General features: G+C 64.4%; 20 protein-coding genes. 8 read left to right on the top strand and 12 right to left on the bottom strand.

The window, feature by feature from the left end; genetic code table 11:
- The first annotated feature begins 99 nt into the window (after positions 1-99).
- Positions 100-1,515 carry an alpha/beta hydrolase gene (locus tag CSQ93_RS20505; protein ID WP_158301305.1) on the top strand — a complete coding sequence of 472 codons (1,416 nt, stop codon included), beginning with the start codon at positions 100-102 and terminating at the stop codon, positions 1,513-1,515.
- Here CSQ93_RS20505 and CSQ93_RS20500 read toward each other — a convergent pair.
- The 8 genes from CSQ93_RS20500 to CSQ93_RS20465 all read right to left on the bottom strand — a co-directional run bounded on the left by CSQ93_RS20500 (position 1,512) and on the right by CSQ93_RS20465 (position 9,657).
- Positions 1,512-2,213 (bottom strand): ABC transporter ATP-binding protein, encoded by a 702-nt coding sequence (locus tag CSQ93_RS20500; RefSeq protein ID WP_099379620.1) that lies wholly within the window; start codon positions 2,211-2,213, stop codon positions 1,512-1,514. The genes CSQ93_RS20505 and CSQ93_RS20500 overlap by 4 nt on opposite strands.
- Positions 2,206-2,919 (bottom strand): ABC transporter ATP-binding protein, encoded by a 714-nt coding sequence (locus CSQ93_RS20495; protein ID WP_099379619.1) that lies wholly within the window; start codon positions 2,917-2,919, stop codon positions 2,206-2,208. The genes CSQ93_RS20500 and CSQ93_RS20495 overlap by 8 nt, the downstream gene beginning before the upstream one ends.
- A complete protein-coding gene (locus CSQ93_RS20490) occupies positions 2,912-3,874 on the bottom strand; it encodes a branched-chain amino acid ABC transporter permease (protein WP_099379618.1) in 963 nt (320 codons plus the stop codon). Before CSQ93_RS20490 ends, CSQ93_RS20495 begins: the two co-directional genes overlap by 8 nt.
- The gene (locus CSQ93_RS20485) at positions 3,871-4,743 is read right to left on the bottom strand and encodes a branched-chain amino acid ABC transporter permease (protein WP_099379617.1); all 873 of its coding nucleotides are present in this window, start codon (positions 4,741-4,743) and stop codon (positions 3,871-3,873) included. The genes CSQ93_RS20490 and CSQ93_RS20485 overlap by 4 nt, the downstream gene beginning before the upstream one ends.
- A 106-nt stretch (positions 4,744-4,849) precedes the next feature.
- Entirely contained in the window at positions 4,850-6,016 is a 1,167-nt protein-coding gene (locus tag CSQ93_RS20480) for an ABC transporter substrate-binding protein (RefSeq protein WP_099379616.1), read from the bottom strand.
- A gap of 60 nt (positions 6,017-6,076) precedes the next feature.
- Positions 6,077-7,615, bottom strand: a complete 1,539-nt coding sequence (locus CSQ93_RS20475) for a class I adenylate-forming enzyme family protein (protein ID WP_099379615.1) — start codon at positions 7,613-7,615, stop codon at positions 6,077-6,079.
- Positions 7,616-7,626: 11 nt separating this feature from the next.
- On the bottom strand, positions 7,627-8,781 hold the full coding sequence (locus CSQ93_RS20470; protein WP_099379614.1) for an acyl-CoA dehydrogenase family protein: 1,155 nt from the start codon (positions 8,779-8,781) through the stop codon (positions 7,627-7,629).
- 51 nt (positions 8,782-8,832) lie between these two features.
- Positions 8,833-9,657 carry an IclR family transcriptional regulator gene (locus CSQ93_RS20465; RefSeq protein WP_099379613.1) on the bottom strand — a complete coding sequence of 275 codons (825 nt, stop codon included), beginning with the start codon at positions 9,655-9,657 and terminating at the stop codon, positions 8,833-8,835.
- A 288-nt stretch (positions 9,658-9,945) separates the two neighbouring features.
- On the opposite strand from CSQ93_RS20465, the gene CSQ93_RS20460 reads away from it, so the two are divergent.
- Both CSQ93_RS20460 and CSQ93_RS20455 read left to right on the top strand, forming a co-directional pair.
- Positions 9,946-11,928 carry a TonB-dependent receptor plug domain-containing protein gene (locus CSQ93_RS20460; protein ID WP_099379612.1) on the top strand — a complete coding sequence of 661 codons (1,983 nt, stop codon included), beginning with the start codon at positions 9,946-9,948 and terminating at the stop codon, positions 11,926-11,928.
- Between the two features lie 30 nt (positions 11,929-11,958).
- Positions 11,959-12,495, top strand: coding sequence for a molybdopterin-dependent oxidoreductase (locus CSQ93_RS20455; RefSeq protein WP_099379611.1), 537 nt, complete (start codon positions 11,959-11,961; stop codon positions 12,493-12,495).
- Positions 12,496-12,550: 55 nt separating this feature from the next.
- Here the strand turns inward: CSQ93_RS20455 and CSQ93_RS20450 are convergent, their stop codons facing one another.
- The 3 genes from CSQ93_RS20450 to CSQ93_RS20440 are packed head-to-tail and all read right to left on the bottom strand — an operon-like array spanning position 12,551 to position 15,406.
- Positions 12,551-13,480 carry an alpha/beta hydrolase gene (locus tag CSQ93_RS20450; RefSeq protein ID WP_233516275.1) on the bottom strand — a complete coding sequence of 310 codons (930 nt, stop codon included), beginning with the start codon at positions 13,478-13,480 and terminating at the stop codon, positions 12,551-12,553.
- The gene (locus CSQ93_RS20445) at positions 13,477-14,331 is read right to left on the bottom strand and encodes an alpha/beta fold hydrolase (protein ID WP_099379609.1); all 855 of its coding nucleotides are present in this window, start codon (positions 14,329-14,331) and stop codon (positions 13,477-13,479) included. Before CSQ93_RS20445 ends, CSQ93_RS20450 begins: the two co-directional genes overlap by 4 nt.
- 13 nt (positions 14,332-14,344) lie before the next feature.
- Positions 14,345-15,406, bottom strand: coding sequence for a sugar phosphate isomerase/epimerase family protein (locus tag CSQ93_RS20440; RefSeq protein ID WP_099379608.1), 1,062 nt, complete (start codon positions 15,404-15,406; stop codon positions 14,345-14,347).
- A gap of 140 nt (positions 15,407-15,546) precedes the next feature.
- Between CSQ93_RS20440 and CSQ93_RS20435 the strand changes: the two genes are divergently transcribed.
- Complete coding sequence (locus CSQ93_RS20435; RefSeq protein WP_099379607.1) at positions 15,547-16,146, top strand: TetR/AcrR family transcriptional regulator; 600 nt, start codon at positions 15,547-15,549, stop codon at positions 16,144-16,146.
- 25 nt (positions 16,147-16,171) lie between these two features.
- On the opposite strand, the gene CSQ93_RS20430 is transcribed toward CSQ93_RS20435, so the two are convergent.
- A complete protein-coding gene (locus tag CSQ93_RS20430; protein ID WP_034757354.1) occupies positions 16,172-16,543 on the bottom strand; it encodes a flagellar basal body protein in 372 nt (123 codons plus the stop codon).
- Between the two features lie 219 nt (positions 16,544-16,762).
- On the opposite strand from CSQ93_RS20430, the gene CSQ93_RS20425 reads away from it, so the two are divergent.
- The 4 genes from CSQ93_RS20425 to CSQ93_RS20410 all read left to right on the top strand — a co-directional run bounded on the left by CSQ93_RS20425 (position 16,763) and on the right by CSQ93_RS20410 (position 21,152).
- Positions 16,763-17,893: a dienelactone hydrolase family protein gene (locus CSQ93_RS20425; protein ID WP_099379606.1), complete on the top strand. Its 1,131-nt coding sequence runs from the start codon at positions 16,763-16,765 to the stop codon at positions 17,891-17,893.
- 111 nt (positions 17,894-18,004) lie between these two features.
- Positions 18,005-19,498: an NYN domain-containing protein gene (locus CSQ93_RS20420; RefSeq protein ID WP_099379605.1), complete on the top strand. Its 1,494-nt coding sequence runs from the start codon at positions 18,005-18,007 to the stop codon at positions 19,496-19,498.
- Between the two features lie 85 nt (positions 19,499-19,583).
- Positions 19,584-20,201, top strand: a complete 618-nt coding sequence (gene trhA / locus CSQ93_RS20415; RefSeq protein WP_099379604.1) for a PAQR family membrane homeostasis protein TrhA — start codon at positions 19,584-19,586, stop codon at positions 20,199-20,201.
- A 69-nt stretch (positions 20,202-20,270) separates the two neighbouring features.
- Positions 20,271-21,152 (top strand): LysR family transcriptional regulator, encoded by an 882-nt coding sequence (locus CSQ93_RS20410; protein WP_099379603.1) that lies wholly within the window; start codon positions 20,271-20,273, stop codon positions 21,150-21,152.
- The last annotated feature ends 8 nt before the right edge of the window (positions 21,153-21,160 follow it).

The following is a 21,160-nucleotide window of genomic DNA, read 5'->3' as shown; positions in this document are numbered from 1 at the left end:
CTTGCGGCCAGGGCCGCGATTGTGTAGTAATCTGGCAAGTAATTGAGTGGCCAGCCTGCCACTCGATCCTGTCGTCTGCCCATGCTGCCAGGAGGTTCCTTGCTCCCATTTCGCCAAGCCATCCTTGCCGCCGCGTGTTTTTCAAGCGCGGCCGCTGCCGCGCCCGATACGCTGCCGGTCAAACCGGCCTTTACGCCTTCCGCCTGTGCGGTGCCGGTACTGCCGGGTGAAAAGATAGAGTGCGGCATGCTGACGGTACCCGAACATCGGGGCAAGGCCGATAGCCGCGCCATCGCCTTGCCGGTCATGATTTTCCGCAGCAGTGCAGCAGCTCCCGCAGCCAATCCCGTCGTGTATCTTCCCGGCGGTCCGGGCCTGAGCAGCATCGACGGGCGCACGAGCGGCAAAGGCAATCCGTTTTTGCTGGAACGCGACCAAATATTGCTGGAAGGACGCGGCAACATGTTTGCGCAGCCTTCGCTGGCCTGTCCCGAGCTGAACGCGTTGCGGGCGGCTGACGCCTCGCTGGCCGCGCAAACCGTCGCCGTTGCGCGCTGCCGCGCCGACTTGGTGGCGTCCGGTATCGACCTCGATGGCTACACGTCGGCGGAATCGGCGGACGACCTCGACGACCTGCGCCGCCTGCTCGGCATCGCGCAGTGGAACCTGATCGGCTACTCGTACGGCACGCGCCTGGCCCAGACGGTGCTGGCGCGCCATCCCGAGGGCGTGCGCAGCGTGGTGCTCGACTCCGTGCTGCCGGTCGATATCAACTATGACGAAATGGCCGCCGCTCCGCTGCGGCGCGCCATCGACCTGGTGCTCGACGGCTGCGCGACGGAACCGGCGTGCGAATTGCGCTACCCGGACCTGCGCGGACGTTTCAGCGCCTTGCTTGCGCGCGCCGACCGCGACGGCATTGCGGCGCCCGGACGCGTGCTGCGCCGGCGCGACATCGTCAACGCCCTGGCCGAGGGCTTGCAGCAGCCAGCGCTGATTCCCGCCTTGCCCCGCCTGATCAGCGAAGCGGCGCAGGGCCGCCCGCAAGGCTTGCTGCCATTGCTGCGCAGCGCACCCTCCAGCTTCAATTGGGGATTGCGCCTGTCGATCTGGTGCGGCGAGGAAATGCCGTTCGAGCAGCCCGGGCGCATGGCTGCGCAAGTGTCGCCGGCCCTGGGGCTGGGCGGCGTGGATAACCGCACGGCGACGCCAGAGATGTGCGGCGCGTGGCGCGTGGCCGCAGCTGCGGCGCAGGCAAACGATGCCGTGAAAAGCGACGTGCCGGTGCTGATACTGGCCGGCGAATTCGATCCCGTGACGCCGCCAGCCTGGGGCCGGCGCCTGCTGCGCAGCATGCCCAATGCGCGTTTCGTGCAGATACCGGGCCAGGCGCATGGCGCCATGTTCAACCGCTGCGGCGGGCAGCTGACGCTGGCCTTCCTGCGCGACCCGCGTGCACCCTTGAATCTCGATTGCGTGGCCAGGATGCCGGGACTGGTGTTTGCTGCCGATTAGCGCGCAAAATACAGTTCGTGCAGGTGCTCGAGGTCGACCTCATCGGCTTTTTGCGACAGCGCCACCTTGCCGCTTTGCATCAGGTAGACGTGGTCGGCCACGCCCACGGCCCGCGCCGTATTCTGCTCGACGAGGATGATGGTGCGCTTGCCGTCGTTCAGGCGCGCGAGGATCTCGAACAGCTCGTTGACCACCAGCGGGGCCAGGCCCAGCGAAGGTTCGTCGATGATGAGCAGCGACGGATCCGACATCAATCCCCGCGCCATGGCCAGCATCTGCGCCTCGCCGCCGGACAGTGATCCGGCCAGCTGCTTGCGCCGTTCGTGCAGGCGCGGGAACATGGCGTAGGCTTCGGCCAGGCGCGCCGGCATGTGGCTGCGGTGCTCCTTCGGAAACGCGCCCATGATCAGGTTTTCTTCCACGCTCATGTCGCGAAACGTCATGCGTCCTTCCGGGATCATCGTCACCCTGGCGTCGCTCATCTTCCACGTCGGCGTGCCGTTGATGGACTGGCCATCGAGCGCGATGCTTCCCGCGCCCACGGGCAGCAGGCCCATGATGGCGCGCAGCAGGGTGGTCTTGCCGGCCCCGTTCGGGCCGATGATGGTGGTCAGCTTGCCCTTCTGGATCGACAGCGAGACATCCCACAGCACATTGATGGCGCCATAGCCGGCGCGCAGGTTTTCTATCTCAAGCATGGGCTGCCCCTGTATAACTTTCGATCACGGCCGGATCGCGGAAGACGGCGTCCGGCGTGCCGTCGGCGATCAGCTGGCCAAAATTGAGCACGGCCACGCGCTGGCACAGATTGCTGATGGTCTCGATATCGTGCTCGATCATGACGATGCCCACGCCAAAGGCGGCATGCAAGTCCTTCAGCATGCCCATGAAGCGGCGCTTGCCGTTCGTTTCCAGGCCCGCCAGCACTTCGTCCAGCAGCAGCAGTTTCGGATTGGTGGCCAGCGCCTTGGCCACTTCCAGCGCTTTCAATTCCGTCAGCGCCAGTTCGCCGGCCGCGTCGCGCTGCGCCTTGTCCGCCAGGCTCGTGAAATCGAGGATTTCATCGATCTTGCGCTGGTCTACCTTGCCGGTGCCGAAGCGCTGCGCCACGACGAGGTTTTCCCGCACCGTCAGTTCATGCATCGGTTGCGGAATCTGGAAGGTGCGGCCCAGCCCCAGGCGCGCGCGCTGGTACATGGGCGTGGCCATGATGTCGCGTCCCTCGAAGCGGATGCTGCCGCTGGTGGGGCGCACCAGGCCGGAAATCGCATTGAACAGGGTGGTCTTGCCGGCGCCATTCGCACCCACGAGGCCGATCACGTCGTGGCTGCCCACCTTTAACGTGACGCTGTCGACGGCCGTCAGGCCGCCGAAGCGCACGGACACATTATCGAGTTCAAGCATGTGCTTTCTCCTTCGCGTTGAACAGTTTGCGCAGTAGCGGCAGCAAGCCGTTCGGACTGAAGACGATCATCGCCACCAGCAGCACGCCCAGCACCAGCTGGTGGCCCGTGGGGATCAGCGACTTGAAGATCAGCTGGTCGACCAGATAGACCACCACGGCGCCCAGCACGGGGCCGAGTATCGTGCGGTAGCCGCCGAAGATGGCCGCCACGATCGGCAAGGTCACCCACAGGCTGTTGAAGGCGTAGTCGGGTTCCAGGAAATTGATGTAGTGGGCGTTGAAGGCACCGAACAGGCCCGCCATGAAGGCCGATACGAGCAGCATCGCGCCTTTCAGCAAGGTGCTGTTGACGCCGACGACGCGCGTGGCGTCTTCGCTGTCGTGCATGGCGCGCAGGGCGATGCCGTAGTGGCTGGCGCGGATGCGGCTGTAGGCGAAGGCGCATGCCACCACCAGCGTCAGCACTACCAGGTAGGCACCCGTCTTGCTGGCCAGATCGAAGCCGAGGACGGTGGGCAAGGCCGGGATATTGTTGATGCCGCCGGCGCCGCCCGTCACCGAGCTCCATTCCGTGGCCAGGATGCGGAAGATGTGCGCGTAGGCGAGGATGGCCAGCGCAAAATACGGCCCGCGCAGGCGCAGCACGGGCAGCATGATGATGGCGGCGATGGCCGCGCCCGCGCCGCCCAGCAGCATGGCGGCAAACACGGGCAAGCCCAGTTTCACGGTGGCCAGCGCGGAGACATACGCGCCCACGCCGAAGAAGGCGGCATGGCCGAAGCTGACCATGCCGCCCAGGTTGCCCAGCAGGGCCCAGGACATGGCCACGCCGCCGATGATCAGGGCGGCAACCACCATGCTCATCACATACTGGTTGCCGCTCAAGGCCAGCGGCACGGCGATATAGGCGGCCAGCAGCAGGCCCGCCGTGGAGATCAGTGTCGAGCGCTTCATCCGCGCCTCCGTTGTGCGCCGAACAAGCCGTTCGGCATGATGAACAGCACCAGCAGGAACAGCACCATGCCGGACAATTCCTGCAGCGCGGAGCTGGCCAGGGTGACGGTCAGGGCTTCGGCCACGCCCAGCAGCACGGCGGCCAGCAGCACGCCGGGAATCGAACCGATGCCGGCCAATACCGTGATGATGAAGGCTTTCACCGTCAGCGCGCCGCCGTAGGCCGGCTGGATCACGCCATAGCTGAACAGGGCGACGCCGGCGAAGGCGGCCAGGATGCCGGCGACCAGAAACGACACCAGTTCCGTGCGGCCCGGATCGATGCCCATCAGCTTGGCCGCGTCGCGGTTGCTGGACACGGCGCGCACGGCGCGGCCATACCAGCTGGTGGCCAGCCAGCGCCACAGGGCCGCCATCAGCACCAGGCTGACGCCAAAGAAAATCACTTCGCTGCGCATGCTGAAGAACGGACCGATCTCGATGCCTTCCTGCAGCCAGCTCGACGAGGTCGAACGGATGTCGGCCTTCCAGACCAGCAGGATGAAATTGGTGAGGATGACGCCGATGCCGTAGGTGAGGATCAGCGAATTGATTTCGCGGTCCTTCTTGATGCGGCTGACGATCAGGTAGACGCCCACGGACGTGAGGCTGACGATCACCAGTGCGATGGGAATGGCGAACATGGGACCAAGTCCCAGGCCCGATTCCACGCTGTAGGCGATGTAGGCGGCCAGCAGCACCAGTTCGCCGTGCGCCAGGTTGATCACTTTCATGGTGCCGAAGACCAGCGCCAGTCCCAGTGCGATCAGGGCGTAGGAGCCGCCCTGCAGCAAGCCCGAATACAGGGCTTGCAAGATTAATTCTGTCATGTCGTCATCCCGTCAGGCAGCCCAAGGACATCGCGAAGATGCGCCAGGGCTGCCGTTCATCGGTGCACGCCCGGCAGGCGTGCGCGTGTGCAGCGGGAGGCTGCTGTTACCAGGGCAGGGCGGGATAGGCCAGCTTGCCCGTCGCGTGTTCCTTCGGCCAGACGATCACCACTTTCTTGTCCTGGTGCTGGGCCATGCGGTGCACGAAATTCTGGTTGTCGCCGTTGGCAGCAAACTGCACCCGGCCGATCAGGGTTTCGCGGTCCGTCTTGCGCATTTCCTCGGCCACGCCGCCTTTCTTGATGGTGCCCTTGTCGGCCGCGCGCGCGATGGCTTCGAACAGCAGCATCGACTGCACATAGCCGAACTGGCCCAGGTAGTCCGGCTCCTTCTTGTACAGCTGCTTGTAGGCGTCGCTGAAGGCCTTGCCGTCGGCTGTCTTGAATTCCGTGGGGAAGGGCAGCAGGGCCGTGCCGAATACGTTCGGCATCAGGTCGGGGAAGTCGGCCGCCATTTTCGGCGTTGCCAGCGACCACACGCCCACCATGGCCTTGATCTTCGGCTTCAGGACGCGGGCGGCGCGGATGATGCCCACGTAGTCGTTTTCGTAGCCGACCATGGCCACGACTTCCGATTTATCCTGCAGCTTGATCTTGTTGATGATGGGCTTGAAGTCCGTGATCGCCGGGTCGAACGAGTGCGTCGTCACTTTCACGCCCTTGGCCGCCAGGGCCTTTTCCACATCCTTGGCCAGGCCCGTGGTGGCGTCCTTGGTCGAATACACGATGGAGACGGATTTCGCGCCCACGTCCTGCAGCAATCCCAGCATGGCTTTTTCGTAGCCGGCCGTGTTATTGATGCGGAAAAAATTCTTGCGCCCGCTGGCCACCAGGCTGTCGTCCACGCCGCCCGAAGTGATATAGACGAGGCCCAGTTTGTTCGCCGTGTCCGAGGCGGGCGAGATATTGTTCGAACCATAGCCGCCCGTGATGGCCACCACGCCCTGGCTGGCCAGCTTTTCCACGGCGGCGATGGCCTTGGCGGGCGCCGATTCGTCGTCGACGGTGATGATCTTGATGGTGTGCTTGCCGTTGGTCTTGTTGAAGACTTCGGCCGCGACCATGATCCCCTCCTGCATGCCGGCGCCGACCCGCGCCAGGTTGCCCGTCAGCGGGATTTCTGCGCCGACCAGGAATTCGTCGGCGCTGGCCTGCGTCATCCAGGCGCTGGCAACCAGCGCTGCCATGGCGATGCGTGTGTAGGTGCGTTTCATCGTGTCTCCTCCGGTGATGTGGCTTGGTTTTATTGTCGGTTCTGGTACTGCATGGTCAACTCATCGTGCATTCTGCGCCATTTGCCGCAGCTGCCCCTTTAAAATCTTGCCCGTGGCGGCGGCCGGCAGCGCTTCCATGACGATGATGGCGGACGGGCATTTGTATGGCGACAGGGTCTGCGCCAGCCAGGCCTGCAATTGTGCCACGCTGGCGGGCTGGCGCGGGTCCAGTTCCACATAGGCGATGACGTCCTCGTTGCCATCGGCCGTGGTGCGTCCCACCACGGCCGACTGCACCACGGACGGGTGGGCGTTCAGGGCCGTTTCCACTTCCAGCGGATACACATTGAAGCCGGAGCGGATGATCAGTTCCTTGGTGCGGCCGACGATGAAGAGGGCGCCGTCCGGGTCCTGGCGCGCCATGTCGCCCGTATTGAGCCAGCCGCCGTCGCGCATGGTGGCCGCCGTCATGGCCGGTTCGCGGTAGTAGCCAGCCATGATGTTTGGCCCGCGTATCCACAATTCGCCCGGCTCGCCCGGCGCCACGTCAAGGCCGTCGACGCTCACCACGCGCACTTCCACGCCCGGTATCGGCATGCCGACGGAATCGTCGCGGCGCGGCGTTTCCAGGCGCGTCTGGCTGATGGTGGGCGCGCTTTCCGTCATGCCATAGCCATTGTGCAGCGCGGTGCCCAGCAGCTTTTCCACCTCGTGCTTGAGCGACGGCGCCAGCGGCGAGCCGCCCGCATACGCAAAGCGCAGCCGCGTCGGCAGCGGGGTATCGGCGCCGCCCAGGGTTTGCAGCAGCTTGGCGTACATGGCCGGCACGCCCTGCACGATGGTCAGGCCGTCATCCTTCAGGGCGGAGAGCAGGCCATCGACGGAAAAGCGCGGCACCAGGTACAGGGCGGCGCCCGCATACAGGGTGCCCAGGGCCACCGAGGCCAGGCCGTACACGTGCGAAATCGGCAGCACGCCATAGGCGCGGTCGGTGCGCGTCAGGCCGCGCAAGGTGCTGGATACGGCGGCGATGAACAGCAGGTTGCGGTGCGTGAGCATCACGCCTTTCGACTGGCCCGTGGTGCCCGTCGTGTAGATCAGCGCGGCCACCTGTTCGTTGCCGGGCACGCAGGCTTCCGGAATGGACGCTTCGTTCAACTCTCCCGCCAGAAGCTCGCCCATGCCATCGACGGTGACAGGGCTGGCGCTGCGCCGCGCCGCGTGCGCGGCCGCTTCCGGCGAGGCGCCGGCCAGGAACAGCACGCGCCGCGCGGAACTGTGCGTGGCGATGGTGTCGATCTCGCGCGCTGACAGCCGCGCATTGACGTTGACGATCCACGCGTCGATGCTCGCGGCAGCAAAAATCAGCGCCACCTGCAGCGCGCCGTTTTCGCCCACCACCATCAGGCGGTCGCCTGCGCGCACGTCCAGCTGGCGCAGCAGCTGCGCTGCACTTTCCACGCCATGCTGCAGCTGCGCGTAGGTCCAGCTGCAGCCACCTTCATGCAGCGCCGGCGCGTCCGGCGCACGCGCGGCCCAGTAGGCGGGAATGGCCGACAGGCGCGCCGGCAAGCCGGCCAGCAGGGAAGGGATGTCCATCGCGGCCTCCTTCACTTTTGCGCTGCCTTGATCATGTTGCGGGCGATGACGATCTGCTGGATCTGCGTCGTGCCTTCATAGATGCGGAACAGGCGCACGTCGCGGTAGAAGCGTTCGGCCGCGTATTCGCTGATGTAGCCGGCGCCGCCGTGGATCTGCACGGAGCGGTCAGCGACCCTGCCGCACATTTCGGAGGCGAACAGCTTGCAGCACGACGCTTCCGTCGAAATGTCTTCCTTGTTGTCGCGCCGGCGCGCCGCGTCGAGCACCATGCTGCGCGCCGCGTAGATTTCCGCCTTGCTGTCGGCCAGCATGGCCTGGATCAGCTGGAATTCCGCGATGGGCTGGCCGAACTGCTGGCGCTCCATGGCGTAGGCCAGCGCGTCGGCCAGCATGCGTTCGGCCGCGCCCACGCAGACGGCGGCGATGTGCAGCCGGCCCTTATCGAGCACCTTCATGGCCGTCTTGAAACCCACGCCTTCCTTGCCGCCGATGATGTTCGCGGCCGGTACGCGGCAATTCTCGAAGATGACGTCGCAGGTGTGCGCGCCTTGCTGCCCCATCTTCTTGTCGATTTTTCCCAGCGAGAGGCCCGGCGTGTCCTTTTCCACGATGAAGGCGGAAATGGCCGAGGCGCCCCGCTTCACGGGATCCGTGCGGGCCATGACGGTAAAAATGCTCGCTTCGGGCGCGTTGGTGATATAGCGCTTGCTGCCGTTGAGGATATAAAAGTCGCCATCGCGCACGGCCGTCGTGCGCAGCGAGGCCGCATCGGAACCCGATCCCGCTTCCGTCAGCGCGAACGAGCCGATGATGTCGCCGGCAGCCAGTTTTGGCAAATAATGCAGCTTCTGCGCTTCCGTGCCATCGATCACGATGCCTTGTGAGCCGATGCCATTGTTCGTGCCGATCAGCGAACGGAAGGCGGGCGAGGTGCGGGCGATTTCGAACGCGACCCGCACTTCCTCTTCCATGCTCAGTTCCAGGCCGCCGTAGGCTTCCGGAATGGACAGGCCGAACAGGCCCAGTTCACGCATCTGCGCCACGATGGCGGGCGGGATCGTGTCCGTTTCGGCCACCAGCGCCTCGTTCGGCACCAGCACTTCACGCACGAAACGGGCGATGCTGTCGAGCAGTATGTTCAGGGTTTCTTCGTCGCGTATCATCGGTTTCCTCGGCGCTTTGATTTGAGCTATCGTTGAGAAAGGGCGCGCAGTCTAACCGCGGCCCAGGTTTTTTTCCACTGTCTTGACGAGGGTGACCAGGCGCGGTCCCAGGTCGGACTCGAGTTTTTCGCGCGACAGCAGGAAGGCGGGGCCGCCGCAATTGAAAGCCATCACCTGTTCGCCATCCGCGCCCAGCATGGGTACGCCCACGGCATGCACGTCGTTCTGCCACTCGCCGGCCGAGATGCAAAAGCCCCGGTCCTGGTAATCCTTGAAGCCTTGTTCGATGCCGGCCTTGATGCGCGGCCAGCGCTCGGTCTCGTGGACGCGCGCATGGTCCATCAGGTAGTCGCGTTCGGCCTGCGGCAGGATGCACAGCAGGGCCTTGCCCATGGCCGTCGTCATCAGGGGAATGCGCGAGCCGACGTCAAGGCGCAGGGTGACGTTGGCGCTGCTGCGGCACGTCTCCACGTACACCATGCTGAGGCGGTCGCGCGTGCCCAGCGAGACGGAGGCTTGCGCATGTTCGGCCAGTTCTTCCATCAGGGGGCGCGCCATCTTGCGCACATCGAGGTTCGACAGCATGCGGTAACCGAGCGCCAGCACGCCGGCGCCCAGCTGGTACTTGCCCAGACTGTCCGAGTAATTCAGGTAGCCGAGTTTGGTGAGGGTGTAGGTGAGGCGTGAAATCGTCGGTTTCGGGATGCCCGTGCGCTTGGCCATGTCCGCGTTCGACAGATAGACTTCGCCGGGACGGAAGCAACGCAGCACTTCCAGCCCGCGCGCCAGCGCGTTGACGAACTGGCGGTCCTTGCCCTCCTCGTCATCGCTGAAGACGATGAGTTCCGGATCTGCTGCGGCTTGAATATTTGTCATATTGGCATTCATTTTCAGGCTCCCTGGAAATCAGTTTGCCTAGCCAAATGGGACGTGTCAATCGTTTTGTGAAACATTCGTTCGCACAGCGAAATGGTGCGGTGCAGGAGAAATGTTGCGAAAATTGACCTGCGCAAGCGTTTCGGCGCTTGTCGCTTGAGCATCGCTATATACGTCTGTATATTGCGCTGTTGGATGAAGGCCGCCGCATGCGTGGCTGCTTTTTTTGTACTTTTTTGTATATCGCTATATAAGAAGATATACAACGATAATGGAAAGATATAGACGATGTTGAAACAGGTAATGGCAGGCGCCGTGATGCTGGCGCTGGTCCAGCAGGCCGCTGGCAAGGAAGACGCGGATGCGGCGGCGCCGTTCGTGCTGGGCACGGTGACGGTGGTCGGCCAGCGCGAGCAGGCAGGCCAGATGGAACAGCAGGTGGGCGCGCAAGTGAGTCGCGCCGAGATGCGCCGCTTTAACCGCGACAATGTGGGCGATGCCTTGAATCTGCTGTCGGGCGTGTCGCTGTCGACCAATTCGCGCAACGAAAAAACCGTCGCCGTCCGCGGCTTCGATGCGCGCCAGGTGCCCCTGTACATCGACGGCATTCCCGTCTACGTGCCGTATGACGGCTATGTCGATTTCAACCGCTTCACGACTGGCGACCTGGCCGCCATCCAGGTAGCGAAAGGCTACAGTTCCGTGGCCTACGGCGCCAATACCCTGGGCGGCGCCATCAACCTGGTGTCGCGCAAACCGACGGCGTTGATGGAAGGTGATGCGTCAGTGGGATTCGGTTCGGGCAGCGAGCGCCAGGTGTCGGCCAACGTGGGCACGAACCAGGGCTTGTGGTATCTGCAGGCGGGCGTGTCGTACATCGACAGCGACGGCTTTCCCCTGTCGTCCGATTTCCGCCCGACGGCCACGGAAGATGGTGGCACGCGCAACAACGCGTATCGCAAGGACCATAAACTGTCGTTCAAGGTCGGCTACACGCCCGATGGCGCGCATGCGGGCGACGAATACGCGCTCAGCTACTACAAGCAGCATGGCGAAAAAGGCCAGCCGCCATCGACGAATCCCGTCGGCACGCGCTACTGGCAATGGCCGTACTGGAACAAGGAAAGCGTGTATTTCGTCTCGCAGACGCGCCTGGGCGACGCCGAGCGCCTGAAACTGCGCCTGTACCACGACAGCTACGACAATGAAATCACGTCTTATACGAACGGCAGCTACACGACCCTGAAAACCAGCGGTCAGGGCAGCGTCAGCGGCGGGCGCAGCATCTATAACGACCGCACGAATGGCGGCGCGGTGGAACTCGAATCGTTCCGCCTGGCCGCGCACAGCCTGCGTTTTGTGGCCAGCTACAAGGCCGACGAACACCAGGAGCTCGACGCCAAGGGCGTGCGCACCACCTGGTACAAGGATGCCCTGTGGACCCTGGGCGCGGAAGACAGCATCGCCCTCAATGCGGCGACGGAACTGTCGCTGGGCGTGTCGCGCAATGCACTGCGCCCGGACACCGTCTACAGCGCCGGCAATGCGTATACCTTGCCAGAGAATCAATCTGCCACCGACCTGCAGGCGGGCGTGTTCCACAAGACCGGTCTTGAATCGCGCGTGTACGCCACGGTGGCGCGCAAGTCGCGCCTGCCGACCCTGAAGGACCGTTATTCGCAGCGCCTGGGCACGTACATCGAAAATCCGGCCTTGCGCGCGGAACAGGCGATGAATTATGAGCTGGGCTATCAGGGCAATGCGCAAGGCCTGGCGCTGGAGGCGGCGTTGTTCTACAGCGACGTGAAGGACAAGATCCAGAGCGTGGCGAATGTCGTGGGCGTGCGCGCGCAGATGCGCAACGCGGGCAGGGCGCATATCAGCGGCGTGGAACTGGGCTTGCGCGGGCGCGCCGGCGCCTGGCTGGACTGGGGTGGCAACTACACCTACACGGACATGAAGAACGTCAGCGACCGCGCCATGCGCCTGACGGATGTGCCGCGCCACAAGCTGACGGCGCATGCCGTGCTGCACGCGGCGCGCCAGGTCGACGTGGTGGCCATTGCGGAATCGAATAGCGGGCGCTGGGTGTCGAACACCCTGGAACTCGGTGGTTTTGCGACGCTGAACCTGAAGGCCGTGTACCGTCCCTTGCCAGCCTTGACCCTGGAAGCGGGTGTGGCAAATATGGGCGACCGCAATTACGCGCTGGCTGACGGTTTCCCCAGTGCGGGCCGCACCTGGCTGGCCAATGCGCAGTACCAGTTCTGATTTTTTGATTGTTCCATGAAAGGACACAGCATGTTGAAGACAATACTGACAGGCCTCGTTTCGGCCTCACTGCTGGCAATGGCGCCCGCGAGGGCCGACCCGGCGCCGGCGCGCGACAACATGAGCCACGCGCTGACTGTCACGGGCATGGTGGAAACGCCCTTGACCCTGAAGGTGGCCGACCTGCGCCAGCTGCCGCCGGCCAACGGCGGGGAAATCGCCGTCACGCGCCATAACGGCGACAAGGCCGAGACCATGACCAGTTACAAGGGCGTGCGCCTGCGTGACATCCTCGACAAGGCGGTGCTCGACGCGCCCGGCCACAACGACGTCAAGAAGCTTGCCATCATCGCCACCGCCACCGATGGCTACGCGGTGGTGTTTTCCTGGGGCGAGCTGTATAACGCGCCAGCCGGCGAGGGCGTGGTCGTCTACTACGAAAAAAATGGCAAGGCGCTCGACGACAACGATGGCGAAATCGCGCTGATCTCGGCCAAGGATATTCGCACGGGGCCGCGCCACGTGAAGTGGCTCAATGCCATCGAGGTGCGCAAACTGGTGGAGTAACGTAACGAAGTGACAAAATCGGCCGCCGTGGAGCCATCCCCGGCGGCCGATTTTCTTACATTGCCAGTGCTTTTTTCATCGCCTGGCCCGCCACGTCGAACAATCCCCGCGCCGCTGGCGCCAGGCCCAGCATGTGCATAGCCGCGTGGATCATGCCGTCAAGCTGCACGCACTCGGCCGCCACGCCATCGTCGCGCAGCCGCTGTGCATACGTAATCCCCTCGTCGTGCAGCGGGTCATATTCGCATACCAGCACGGTCGCCGGCGGGAGGTCCTTGAGCGAAGTTGCCCGCAGGGGCGCCGCGTAAGGCTGCGTGCCGTCGGCCGGTTCATTCAGATACGCCGACCAGCAAAAACGCATGGCCTCGCGGGTCAGCGAATGGCCCTCCGCATAGCGCTGGTAGGAGGGCGTATCGAAGGCAAAATCAAGCGCCGGGTACAGCAGCAACTGGTGCGCCAGCGCGGGACCGGCCTGGTCGCGTGCCATCAGGGCCGCTGCCGCCGCCAGGTTGCCGCCCGCGCTGTCGCCGCCCACCGCCAGCCGTTTTACGTCGATGCCCAGCGCCGCCGCATGCTCGGCGACCCAGCACAACGCCCTGTAAAAGTCGTCCAGCGGCACGGGGAACTTGTGCTCGGGCGCCAGCCGGTAGTCGACGGAAAAGATCACGCAGCCGGTGGCGTTGGCCAGTGCGCGGCACGGGTTGTCGTACAGGTCCAGCGAGCACAGACACCATCCGCCCCCATGCGCAAAGACGATGGCGGGCAAGGGCTGGCCCGTCTCCGCGCCGGCCGGCACATAGGCGCGCACGGCCAGTGCATGCTCGCCGGGCAGCACGTAATCCTTGACCGACGCGACGTCTTCCAATGGCCCGTGCAACTGGCGCAAGCCCGTTTCCGTGGCTGCGCGCAAGTCTGCCAGCGAGGCGGGCGGCGGCGCATCTTTTGTCTGCTCCAGCCAGGCGGCGATCAGTGGATCGAGACTCACGCTGGCTCTCCCGCCAGGAAGGGCAGCAGGTGGGCGATGAATGCTTCCGGCTGTTCTTCCATGATGAAGTGGCCGCATTCGGCGACGATGGCGCCTTTCAAATTGTCCGCCTTGCCCTGCATGGTCAGCAGGGGCGCGTCATTCGTCGCGTGGTCGGCACCGATGGCCAGCACGGGCATGGCCAGGCTCTTGTTCGCCCGCTCAAGGTTTTGCTTGATTGTCTCGGGTATGGCACGGTAGTAGGCGAAACCGGCGCGCAAGGCTCCCGGCGTGGTGTAGGCGTCCGCATACACGTCGACGGCCACCTTGTCGCGGCGGTACGACCAGCGGTCGAAGATGAAGCGGATGTACTCGCGCTCCTTGCCCGCCGTGAGCATTTCCGGCAAGTCCAGCACCTGGTTGAACATGAAGTGCCACAGGAAGATATTGTCGGACGGCGCGACAAAAATCGGCGGCGCGGGCGCCAGGCCTGGAATCACGGCTTCCGTCAGCGCCAGTTTCGTCACGGCCTGCGGGAAATCGCTGGCCAGCGCATAGCCGACCCACATGCCGATGTCGTGGCCGACCACGTCGTACTGCGCGTTCCCCAGTGCCAACATGGCACGGTGCAGGGTGCTTGCCACGGCGCCCGTGTCGTAGCCGCCGGCCGGGCGGTCCGAGTGACCGCTGCCCGGCGGGTCGATGGCGATGGCCTGGTAGCCATTCGCGGCCAGCGCCGCCATCACGTGGCGCCACGCATACCAGGTTTGCGGCCAGCCGGGGATCAGCAGCACGGGTTTGCCTTCGCCGGCGATGACGCAATGCAGGCGCTGGCCGTCGATGCGGACGTAGTCGTGAATGAAGTCGTTCATATGGTTTCCTTGATTAGTTGTGCTGGATGCCCAGCAATTGTTGGATCTGTTGCGCGCTGACGGGGGCGCCGGCGAAGTCGTCGAAGATCTTGTCCGTGACGGGAATGATGTGGGCGTTGATGAAGGCCACGCCTTCGCGCGCGCCCACTTCCTGGTCCTTCAGGCAGCACTCCCACTCCAGCGTCGCCCAGCCCGCGTAATCGTTCTGCGCCATCTTGGAAAAAATCGCCTTGAAGTCGACCTGGCCATCGCCGAGCGAGCGGAAACGCCCGGCGCGGTTTTCCCACGACTGGTAACCGCCGTAGATGCCTTGCCGCCCCGTCGGATTGAACTCCGCATCCTTCACATGGAACATGCGGATATGGTCCTTGTAGATGTCGATGAATTCCAGGTAGTTCAGCTGCTGCAGCACGAAGTGGCTGGGGTCGAACAGCATCTTGCAGCGCGGGTGGCGTCCCACGCGCTCGTAAAACATTTCGAAGCTGATGCCGTCATGCAGGTCTTCGCTCGGGTGGATTTCGTAGCACAGGTTGATGCCCTGTTCCTCGCACACGTCGAGGATGGGCAGCCAGCGGCGCGCCAGTTCGTCGAAGGCGGTCTCGATCAGGCCGGGCGGGCGCTGGGGGAACGGGAACAGGTAGGGCCAGGCGAACGAGCCGGAAAACGTGCCCATGTCGGTCAGGCCCAGGCGCTTCGAGGCCATGGCCGCCAGTTTTACCTGCTCGATGGCCCACGCCGTACGGGCTTCGGGCTGGCCGTGCAGGTGTTCGGGCGCGAAGCTGTCGCACAGCGCGTCGTAGGCAGGGTGCACGGCGACCAGCTGGCCGAGGATGTGCGTCGTCAGTTCGCTGATGACGAGACCATGGCCGGCCAGCATGGCGACCAGTTCGTCGCAATATGCCTGGCTGTGCGCGGCCTGCGCCACGTCGAACAGGCGTGCATCCCAGGCGGGAATCTGCAGGGCCTTGAAGCCCATGCCGGCCGCCCACTCGGCGATGGCAGGCAGGGTGTTGAAGGGCGCCGTGTCGGCGGCGAATTGTGCCAGGTGCAGGCTCGGTCCTTGGATGGTTTTCATATCGGCTCCTATTATTTGTCGATCGACAAAGAATAGGCGAAATTGTTGGCGCGGTCAAGACACCAATGCAAAATAAAGTGCGAACGTGCCGTGGGCGCCAGGCGTTATACTGGCCGCCAGTTCGCAAGCAGAGGATCAAAATGGCAGGAAGACCGAGGGAATTTGACCGCGCGCTGGCGCTGGCAAAGGCGCGCGACGCATTCTGGACGCGCGGCTACGAGGGTGTATCGATGGCCGACCTGGTGGCGGCGCTGGGCATCGCCTCGGCGCGCATCTATGCGGCGTTCGGCTCGAAGGAGCAGTTGTTCCGCGAAGCCGTGGAGCTATATGAAACGGGCGAGGGGGCGTTTGCCGTGCACGCGCTGGCGGCCAGCCTGAATGTGCGCGACGCGGTGGCGCGCATGCTGGAAGAAGCCGTGCTGCTGTATACGCGCAGCGGCCAGCCGCAAGGCTGCATGGTGGTTACTGCGGCCACGAACACGAGCGCTGAAAATGCGGGCATCGCCGACTGGCTGGCGCAGCACCGCCGCGCACGCACGCAAGCCGTCATCGAGCGCCTGCGCGCGGCGCAGCTGGCAGGGGAATTGAAAGAGGAGGCGGACGTGCAGGCGTTGGGCGACTATTATGCGGCCTTGCTGCACGGTCTGTCGGTGCAGGCGCGCGACGGCATTCCGGCCGAACGGCTGCTGGCGCTGATTCAACCGGCGCTGGCGCCGTTGGCGCTGGAAATGAAAAATTAAACTATCTTGTCGATAGTCGCTGTGCTTAAGTCTTGACGTCGATCAGGCTGCCCAGGGCCTGGTCGGCCGCCTTGACAACATTCGCCGACAGGTTGAAACCGGCCTTGTAGACGAGATTATCCGTCAGCTCGGACGCGAGGCCCACGCCGTTCGGCCGGCTTTCGGCCGCCTTGGCTGCATTCGCATTGGCGCCGCTGACGCTTTCGCTGGCGGCCAGCTTGCGCCCTTCGACGGAGAGGGTCACGCCCGTGCCGGCCGGGCTGGCTTCCTGGAACTGGGCTTGCTGCGGCTGGAAGCCCGGTGTATTCGCATTGGCGATATTGTTGGCGGCCACATCCAGCGCGCGCTGGTTGGCGGTCAGCCCCGAGGTGCCGGTGGTAAGGGCGGATATGGACATGGCAACTCCTTCAGTAGGCTTCCAGTTTACTCCCGCCATTGGAAAAAGTGGTTGGTGCAAGGCAACAATTTTTCCCACAGGTGGTTGCCGCAAAAAATATATACATCACGTAATTTTTTTATATTGTTCTGTGGTATTTCACTGTCTAGACTGGCAGGGAAGTCATCCACGGAGTCTGCCATTTCCCGCATTGCCCGCCTCTTTTTGCCGAGTTTGCTGATGGGCTCGCTCTGCCTTTCTTCGCAAGCCCAGCGTGTGCCATTGCCGCTCGATGCGCGCCTGAACGAGCAGGTCATCATGGTGCCGGCAGGCGACGGCTTGCGCGAGGTGCTGGAAACGACGGTATTCCGTCCCGCCGGCCCCGGTCCGTTTCCCCTGCTGTTGATGAATCACGGCAAGCAAGCCGGCCCTGCGCGGCTGCAGCAGCGCGAGCGTTTTATCTACATGGCCACGGAATTCGTGCGCCGCGGCTATGCCGTGATGCTGCCCATGCGCGCCGGCTTTGCGCGCTCCACGGGCGCCTACCGCGATTTCGGCTGCGACATGCTGGGCAACGCCCAGGGCCAGGCGCGTGACCTGCTGGCCGCGCTGGCGTATGCGCGCCGCCAGAGCTGGGTCGACCCGCAGCGCATGGTCGTCGCGGGGCAGTCGTACGGCGGCATGGCGGCGCTGGCGCTCGCCACCCGGGTGGTGCCCGGCGTACGGGGCGTGCTCAATTTTTCCGGCGGCTTGCGCGTCGACATGCCCGGCTGCGACTGGCAAGGGGCGCTGACCAAGTCCTTCGCCACCCTGGGCGCCTACAACCACATCCCCAGCCTGTGGCTGTATGGCGCCAACGACTCGTATTTCGGGCCGGCCCTGGCGCAGCGCCTGTTCCGCTCGTTCACGGGGTCTGGCGGGCAGGCGCAACTGCTCGCCTATGGCCCGTTCAAGCGCGACGCGCACCTGACCCTGGGCAGCCGCGATGGGGTGGCCGTGTGGCTGCCTGCCACCGAGCGCTTCCTGCGACAGATCGGCATGCCGGTGCGCCAGGTCTACCGCGTGGCCGATGCGCCGTCGCCGCCCGCCACGCATTTCGCGCCGCAGGACGACATCGCCGCGGTGCCCTACCTGGAAGAGCAGGGGCGCGCCGCCTACCGGGACTTCCTGGAGAAAACCGCGCCGCGCGCCTTTGCCCTGTCGGCCAGCGGCGCCTGGGGCTGGGCCGAGGAGGGCGAAAGTCCCGATGTCCGCGCACTGGCCTCGTGCCAGCGGCGCAGCAGCCTGCCGTGCCAGCTGTATTCGGTCGATGAAAGCGTCGTTTGGCCCGTTGCCGGCGCCAGCGCGAGCGCCGCCGGCGGTGCGCAATAGGCTGCCGCGCACGATAGTTGTCGCCGAAACGGGGGATGGGCGAATATACTAGGCGAAAAGGGAGGCGTTGCGCTTCCCGTCCGCCCTTATCATCAGCGAGAATTCACCCTTATGGCGTCATCCCCAGAAAACCTCAGCATGGCCGTGTTTTGCGACTTCGAGAACGTCGCGCTCGGCGTGCGAGATGCAAATTACGAAAAATTCGATATCAAGCCCATCCTCGAACGCTTGCTGCTCAAGGGCAGCATCGTTGTCAAGAAGGCATATTGCGACTGGGACCGTTATAAAAGTTTCAAGGGCACCATGCATGAGGCGAACTTCGAACTGATCGAAATTCCCCACGTGCGCCAGTCCGGCAAGAATTCGGCCGATATCCGCCTCGTGGTCGATGCGCTGGACCTGTGCTACACCAAGGCCCACGTCAACACCTTCGTCATCATCAGCGGCGATTCCGACTTTTCGCCGCTCGTGTCGAAACTGCGCGAAAACGCCAAGCAGGTGATCGGCGTCGGCGTCAAGCAGTCGACTTCCGACCTGCTGGTGGCGAACTGCGACGAATTCATTTTCTACGATGACCTGGTGCGCGAAAGCCGCCGTACGGCCGCCAAGCGCGATGCGCGCGAAACCCCGGCCGCCAAGCGTTCGCCGGACGAAGAAGTACGCCGCAAGGAAAAATACGAGTCGCGCAAGACGGAAGCGATCGAGATGGCCGTCGAAACGTTCGACGCGCTGGTCTCGGAGCGCGGCGACAGCGGCAAGATCTGGGCTTCGATGCTGAAGGAAGCGATCAAGCGCCGCAAGCCCGACTTCAGCGAGTCCTATTACGGTTTCCGCACCTTCGGCAACCTGCTGGAAGAAGCGCAGACGCGCGGCTTGCTGGAATTTGGCCGCGATGAAAAATCGGGCGCCTATGTCTACCGCAGCAGCGGCCTGGTGGCCGTGCCGGCCGCCGTGAACGGCGAAGTGGCCAGCGAGGCAAGCGCCAGCGGCGAGACCAGCGTGACGGTGGAAGAGGGCAATCATCGCGAAGGCGGCAGCCGCCGCGATTCACGCCGCAATGGCCGTGGCGGCCGCAAGCAGAATGAGCCACGCCGCGGTGAGTCCGCGCCACAGGCCTTCGTGCCGGTGGCCGAGGCCGAAACAGTCGTCGTCGAGCAGTATGCCCCGGCGCCGCAGCCGGAAGCGCAGCACGAAGTAGCCGAAGCCGTCGCCGAGGTGGTGGCAGAAGAAGGCAACGCCAAGCGCGGTTCGCGCCGCAATGGCCGCGGTGGCCGCAAGAATGGCGATGGCGCCCGTGAAGCGCGCGCCGAAGTTGTCGACGTCGAGGTGGTGCCGGTGGTGGAAGCCATGCCTGAGCCGGTAGCCGAAGCGATCGTGGAAGCCGTCGCCGAAGCGAAGCCGAAGGCCAAGCCACGTACGCCGGCCCGCAAGGCGGCAGCGGCGAAGAAGCCCGTCAAGAAGGCGGCCGACGTCGTGGTTGAAGCGGCACCTGTCGTTGAAGCGGCGCCGGTGGAAATCGCGCCTGTAGCGGAAGACAAGCCGGCCAAGGCGCCACGCAAGACGCCGGCGCGCCGTCCCGCGCGCAAGAAGGCGGAAGCCGCTTGATTGAAGCCCCACAGCAAGGACCGGGGTCAGGCCTTGAAGGTCTGACTTCGGGTGTTTGCTGCGTCTCCGTGCGTCGGGCTTAAGCATGTACCACGGTGAACGCTTCAACAGCATTTCCCATACGGTGGGCGCCGCGCTGGCGGCCATCGGCGGCGTCATCCTGATCGTTGTCGCGGCCCGCACGGGCGACGCCTGGAAAATCGTCAGCTGCAGCGTGTATGCGGCCATGCTGCTCACGCTCTACCTCACTTCCACCCTGTACCACAGCGTGCGCGGCAAGGCCAAGGCCGTGCTGCAGCGGCTCGATCACTGCGCCATCTACCTGCTCATCGCGGGGACCTACACGCCCTTCATGCTGGTGACACTGCGCGGGCCGTGGGGCTGGTCGCTGTTCGGCGTTGTCTGGGGCCTGGCGCTGCTTGGCATCGTGCAGGAATATGTGTACGCGAAAGGCGCGCGCATCCTGTCGCTGGTGATTTACGTGGCCATGGGCTGGCTGATTGTCATCGGCATCAAGCCGCTGCTGGCGGCGCTCGAGTGGAACGGCTTCCTGTGGCTGGTGGCAGGCGGCCTGTGCTACACGGGCGGCATCGCTTTCTATGCCACCGACCACAAGCTGCGTCATGGCCACGGCATCTGGCACCTGTTCGTGCTGGCCGGCAGTAGCTGCCATTTTATCGCCATTTTGTTCTACGTTGCCTGACGTTGCCTGCTGCCTTCACTGTTGCCATGATTCCATTATAATGGCGCGATATGTGAAAATTGGGCAACAATGGATATCAACTCGGACGACCTGAAAATTTTCGTCACCGTCATCGACAGCGGCACCCTGAGCGCGGCCGCCGTGCACCTGGGACAAACCACCTCGGGCGTCAGCCGCGCCCTGTCGCGCCTGGAAGACAAGCTGTCCACCTCGCTCTTGACGCGCACCACGCGTCGCATGGAGCTGACGGAAGAAGGGCAGCTATTTTTGGACAAGGCGCGCGCCATCCTCGCGTCGATGGAAGACGTGGAAGAGTCGATCCGCATCCGCCGCCAGAAGCCGGCCGGGCGCCTGTCCGTCGATGCCGCCTCGCCCTTCATGCTCCATTGCGTGGTGCCCCACGTGGCGGAATTTCGCGCCATGTACCCGGACATCCGCCTGGAGTTGACCAGCAACGACCAGATCGCCGACCTGCTCGAGCACCGCACCGATATCGCCATCCGCATCGGCGCCCTGGTCGACTCGACCCTGCATGCGCGCCCCCTCAGTGCCAGTCCGCTGCACGTGCTGGCCACGCCCGCCTATCTGGCGCGCCACGGCGAACCCGCCACGCCGGAAGCGCTGTCCGGCCATGCGCTGCTGGGCTTTGCGCAATATGAACTGGGGAATAACTGGCCGCTGCGCCACGAAGCGGGCAACAGCCTGCAGATCGTGCCCGCGCTGGCCGCGTCCAGCGGCGAAACCCTGCGCCAGCTGGCCCTGCACGACCAGGGCATCGTCTGCCTGTCCGACTTCATGACGAAGGACGACATCGCGGCCGGCCGGCTGGTGCAGGTGCTGCAGCCGTTCTATACGGGCTACCGGCAGCAGATCCACGCCGTGTATTACCGCAACACGCAGCTGGCGCAGCGGATCAGCTGCTTCCTCGAATTCCTGCAGCAGAAGCTGTAAGGCCGGGC

It is taken from the genome of Janthinobacterium sp. BJB426 (genome assembly GCF_002735705.1).
GTDB lineage: Bacteria > Pseudomonadota > Gammaproteobacteria > Burkholderiales > Burkholderiaceae_D > Janthinobacterium.
Note: the sequence above shows the minus strand (reverse complement) of the source record. Positions and strands in the feature narration are given on the sequence as shown.

Excerpts from the sequence above, each read along its gene's own strand:
- CSQ93_RS20470 (WP_099379614.1), bottom strand. The coding sequence starts at position 8,781 with ATGATACGCGACGAAGAAACCCTGAACATACTGCTCGACAGCATCGCC.
- CSQ93_RS20420 (WP_099379605.1), top strand. The coding sequence starts at position 18,005 with ATGGCGTCATCCCCAGAAAACCTCAGCATGGCCGTGTTTTGCGACTTC.
- CSQ93_RS20425 (WP_099379606.1), top strand. The coding sequence starts at position 16,763 with ATGGGCTCGCTCTGCCTTTCTTCGCAAGCCCAGCGTGTGCCATTGCCG.
- CSQ93_RS20440 (WP_099379608.1), bottom strand. The coding sequence starts at position 15,406 with ATGAAAACCATCCAAGGACCGAGCCTGCACCTGGCACAATTCGCCGCC.
- CSQ93_RS20460 (WP_099379612.1), top strand. The coding sequence starts at position 9,946 with ATGTTGAAACAGGTAATGGCAGGCGCCGTGATGCTGGCGCTGGTCCAG.
- CSQ93_RS20500 (WP_099379620.1), bottom strand. The coding sequence starts at position 2,213 with ATGCTTGAGATAGAAAACCTGCGCGCCGGCTATGGCGCCATCAATGTG.
- CSQ93_RS20485 (WP_099379617.1), bottom strand. The coding sequence starts at position 4,743 with ATGACAGAATTAATCTTGCAAGCCCTGTATTCGGGCTTGCTGCAGGGC.
- trhA (WP_099379604.1), top strand. The coding sequence starts at position 19,584 with ATGTACCACGGTGAACGCTTCAACAGCATTTCCCATACGGTGGGCGCC.
- CSQ93_RS20495 (WP_099379619.1), bottom strand. The coding sequence starts at position 2,919 with ATGCTTGAACTCGATAATGTGTCCGTGCGCTTCGGCGGCCTGACGGCC.
- CSQ93_RS20490 (WP_099379618.1), bottom strand. The coding sequence starts at position 3,874 with ATGAAGCGCTCGACACTGATCTCCACGGCGGGCCTGCTGCTGGCCGCC.
- CSQ93_RS20455 (WP_099379611.1), top strand. The coding sequence starts at position 11,959 with ATGTTGAAGACAATACTGACAGGCCTCGTTTCGGCCTCACTGCTGGCA.
- CSQ93_RS20435 (WP_099379607.1), top strand. The coding sequence starts at position 15,547 with ATGGCAGGAAGACCGAGGGAATTTGACCGCGCGCTGGCGCTGGCAAAG.
- CSQ93_RS20480 (WP_099379616.1), bottom strand. The coding sequence starts at position 6,016 with ATGAAACGCACCTACACACGCATCGCCATGGCAGCGCTGGTTGCCAGC.
- CSQ93_RS20430 (WP_034757354.1), bottom strand. The coding sequence starts at position 16,543 with ATGTCCATATCCGCCCTTACCACCGGCACCTCGGGGCTGACCGCCAAC.
- CSQ93_RS20445 (WP_099379609.1), bottom strand. The coding sequence starts at position 14,331 with ATGAACGACTTCATTCACGACTACGTCCGCATCGACGGCCAGCGCCTG.
- CSQ93_RS20475 (WP_099379615.1), bottom strand. The coding sequence starts at position 7,615 with ATGGACATCCCTTCCCTGCTGGCCGGCTTGCCGGCGCGCCTGTCGGCC.
- CSQ93_RS20465 (WP_099379613.1), bottom strand. The coding sequence starts at position 9,657 with ATGACAAATATTCAAGCCGCAGCAGATCCGGAACTCATCGTCTTCAGC.
- CSQ93_RS20410 (WP_099379603.1), top strand. The coding sequence starts at position 20,271 with ATGGATATCAACTCGGACGACCTGAAAATTTTCGTCACCGTCATCGAC.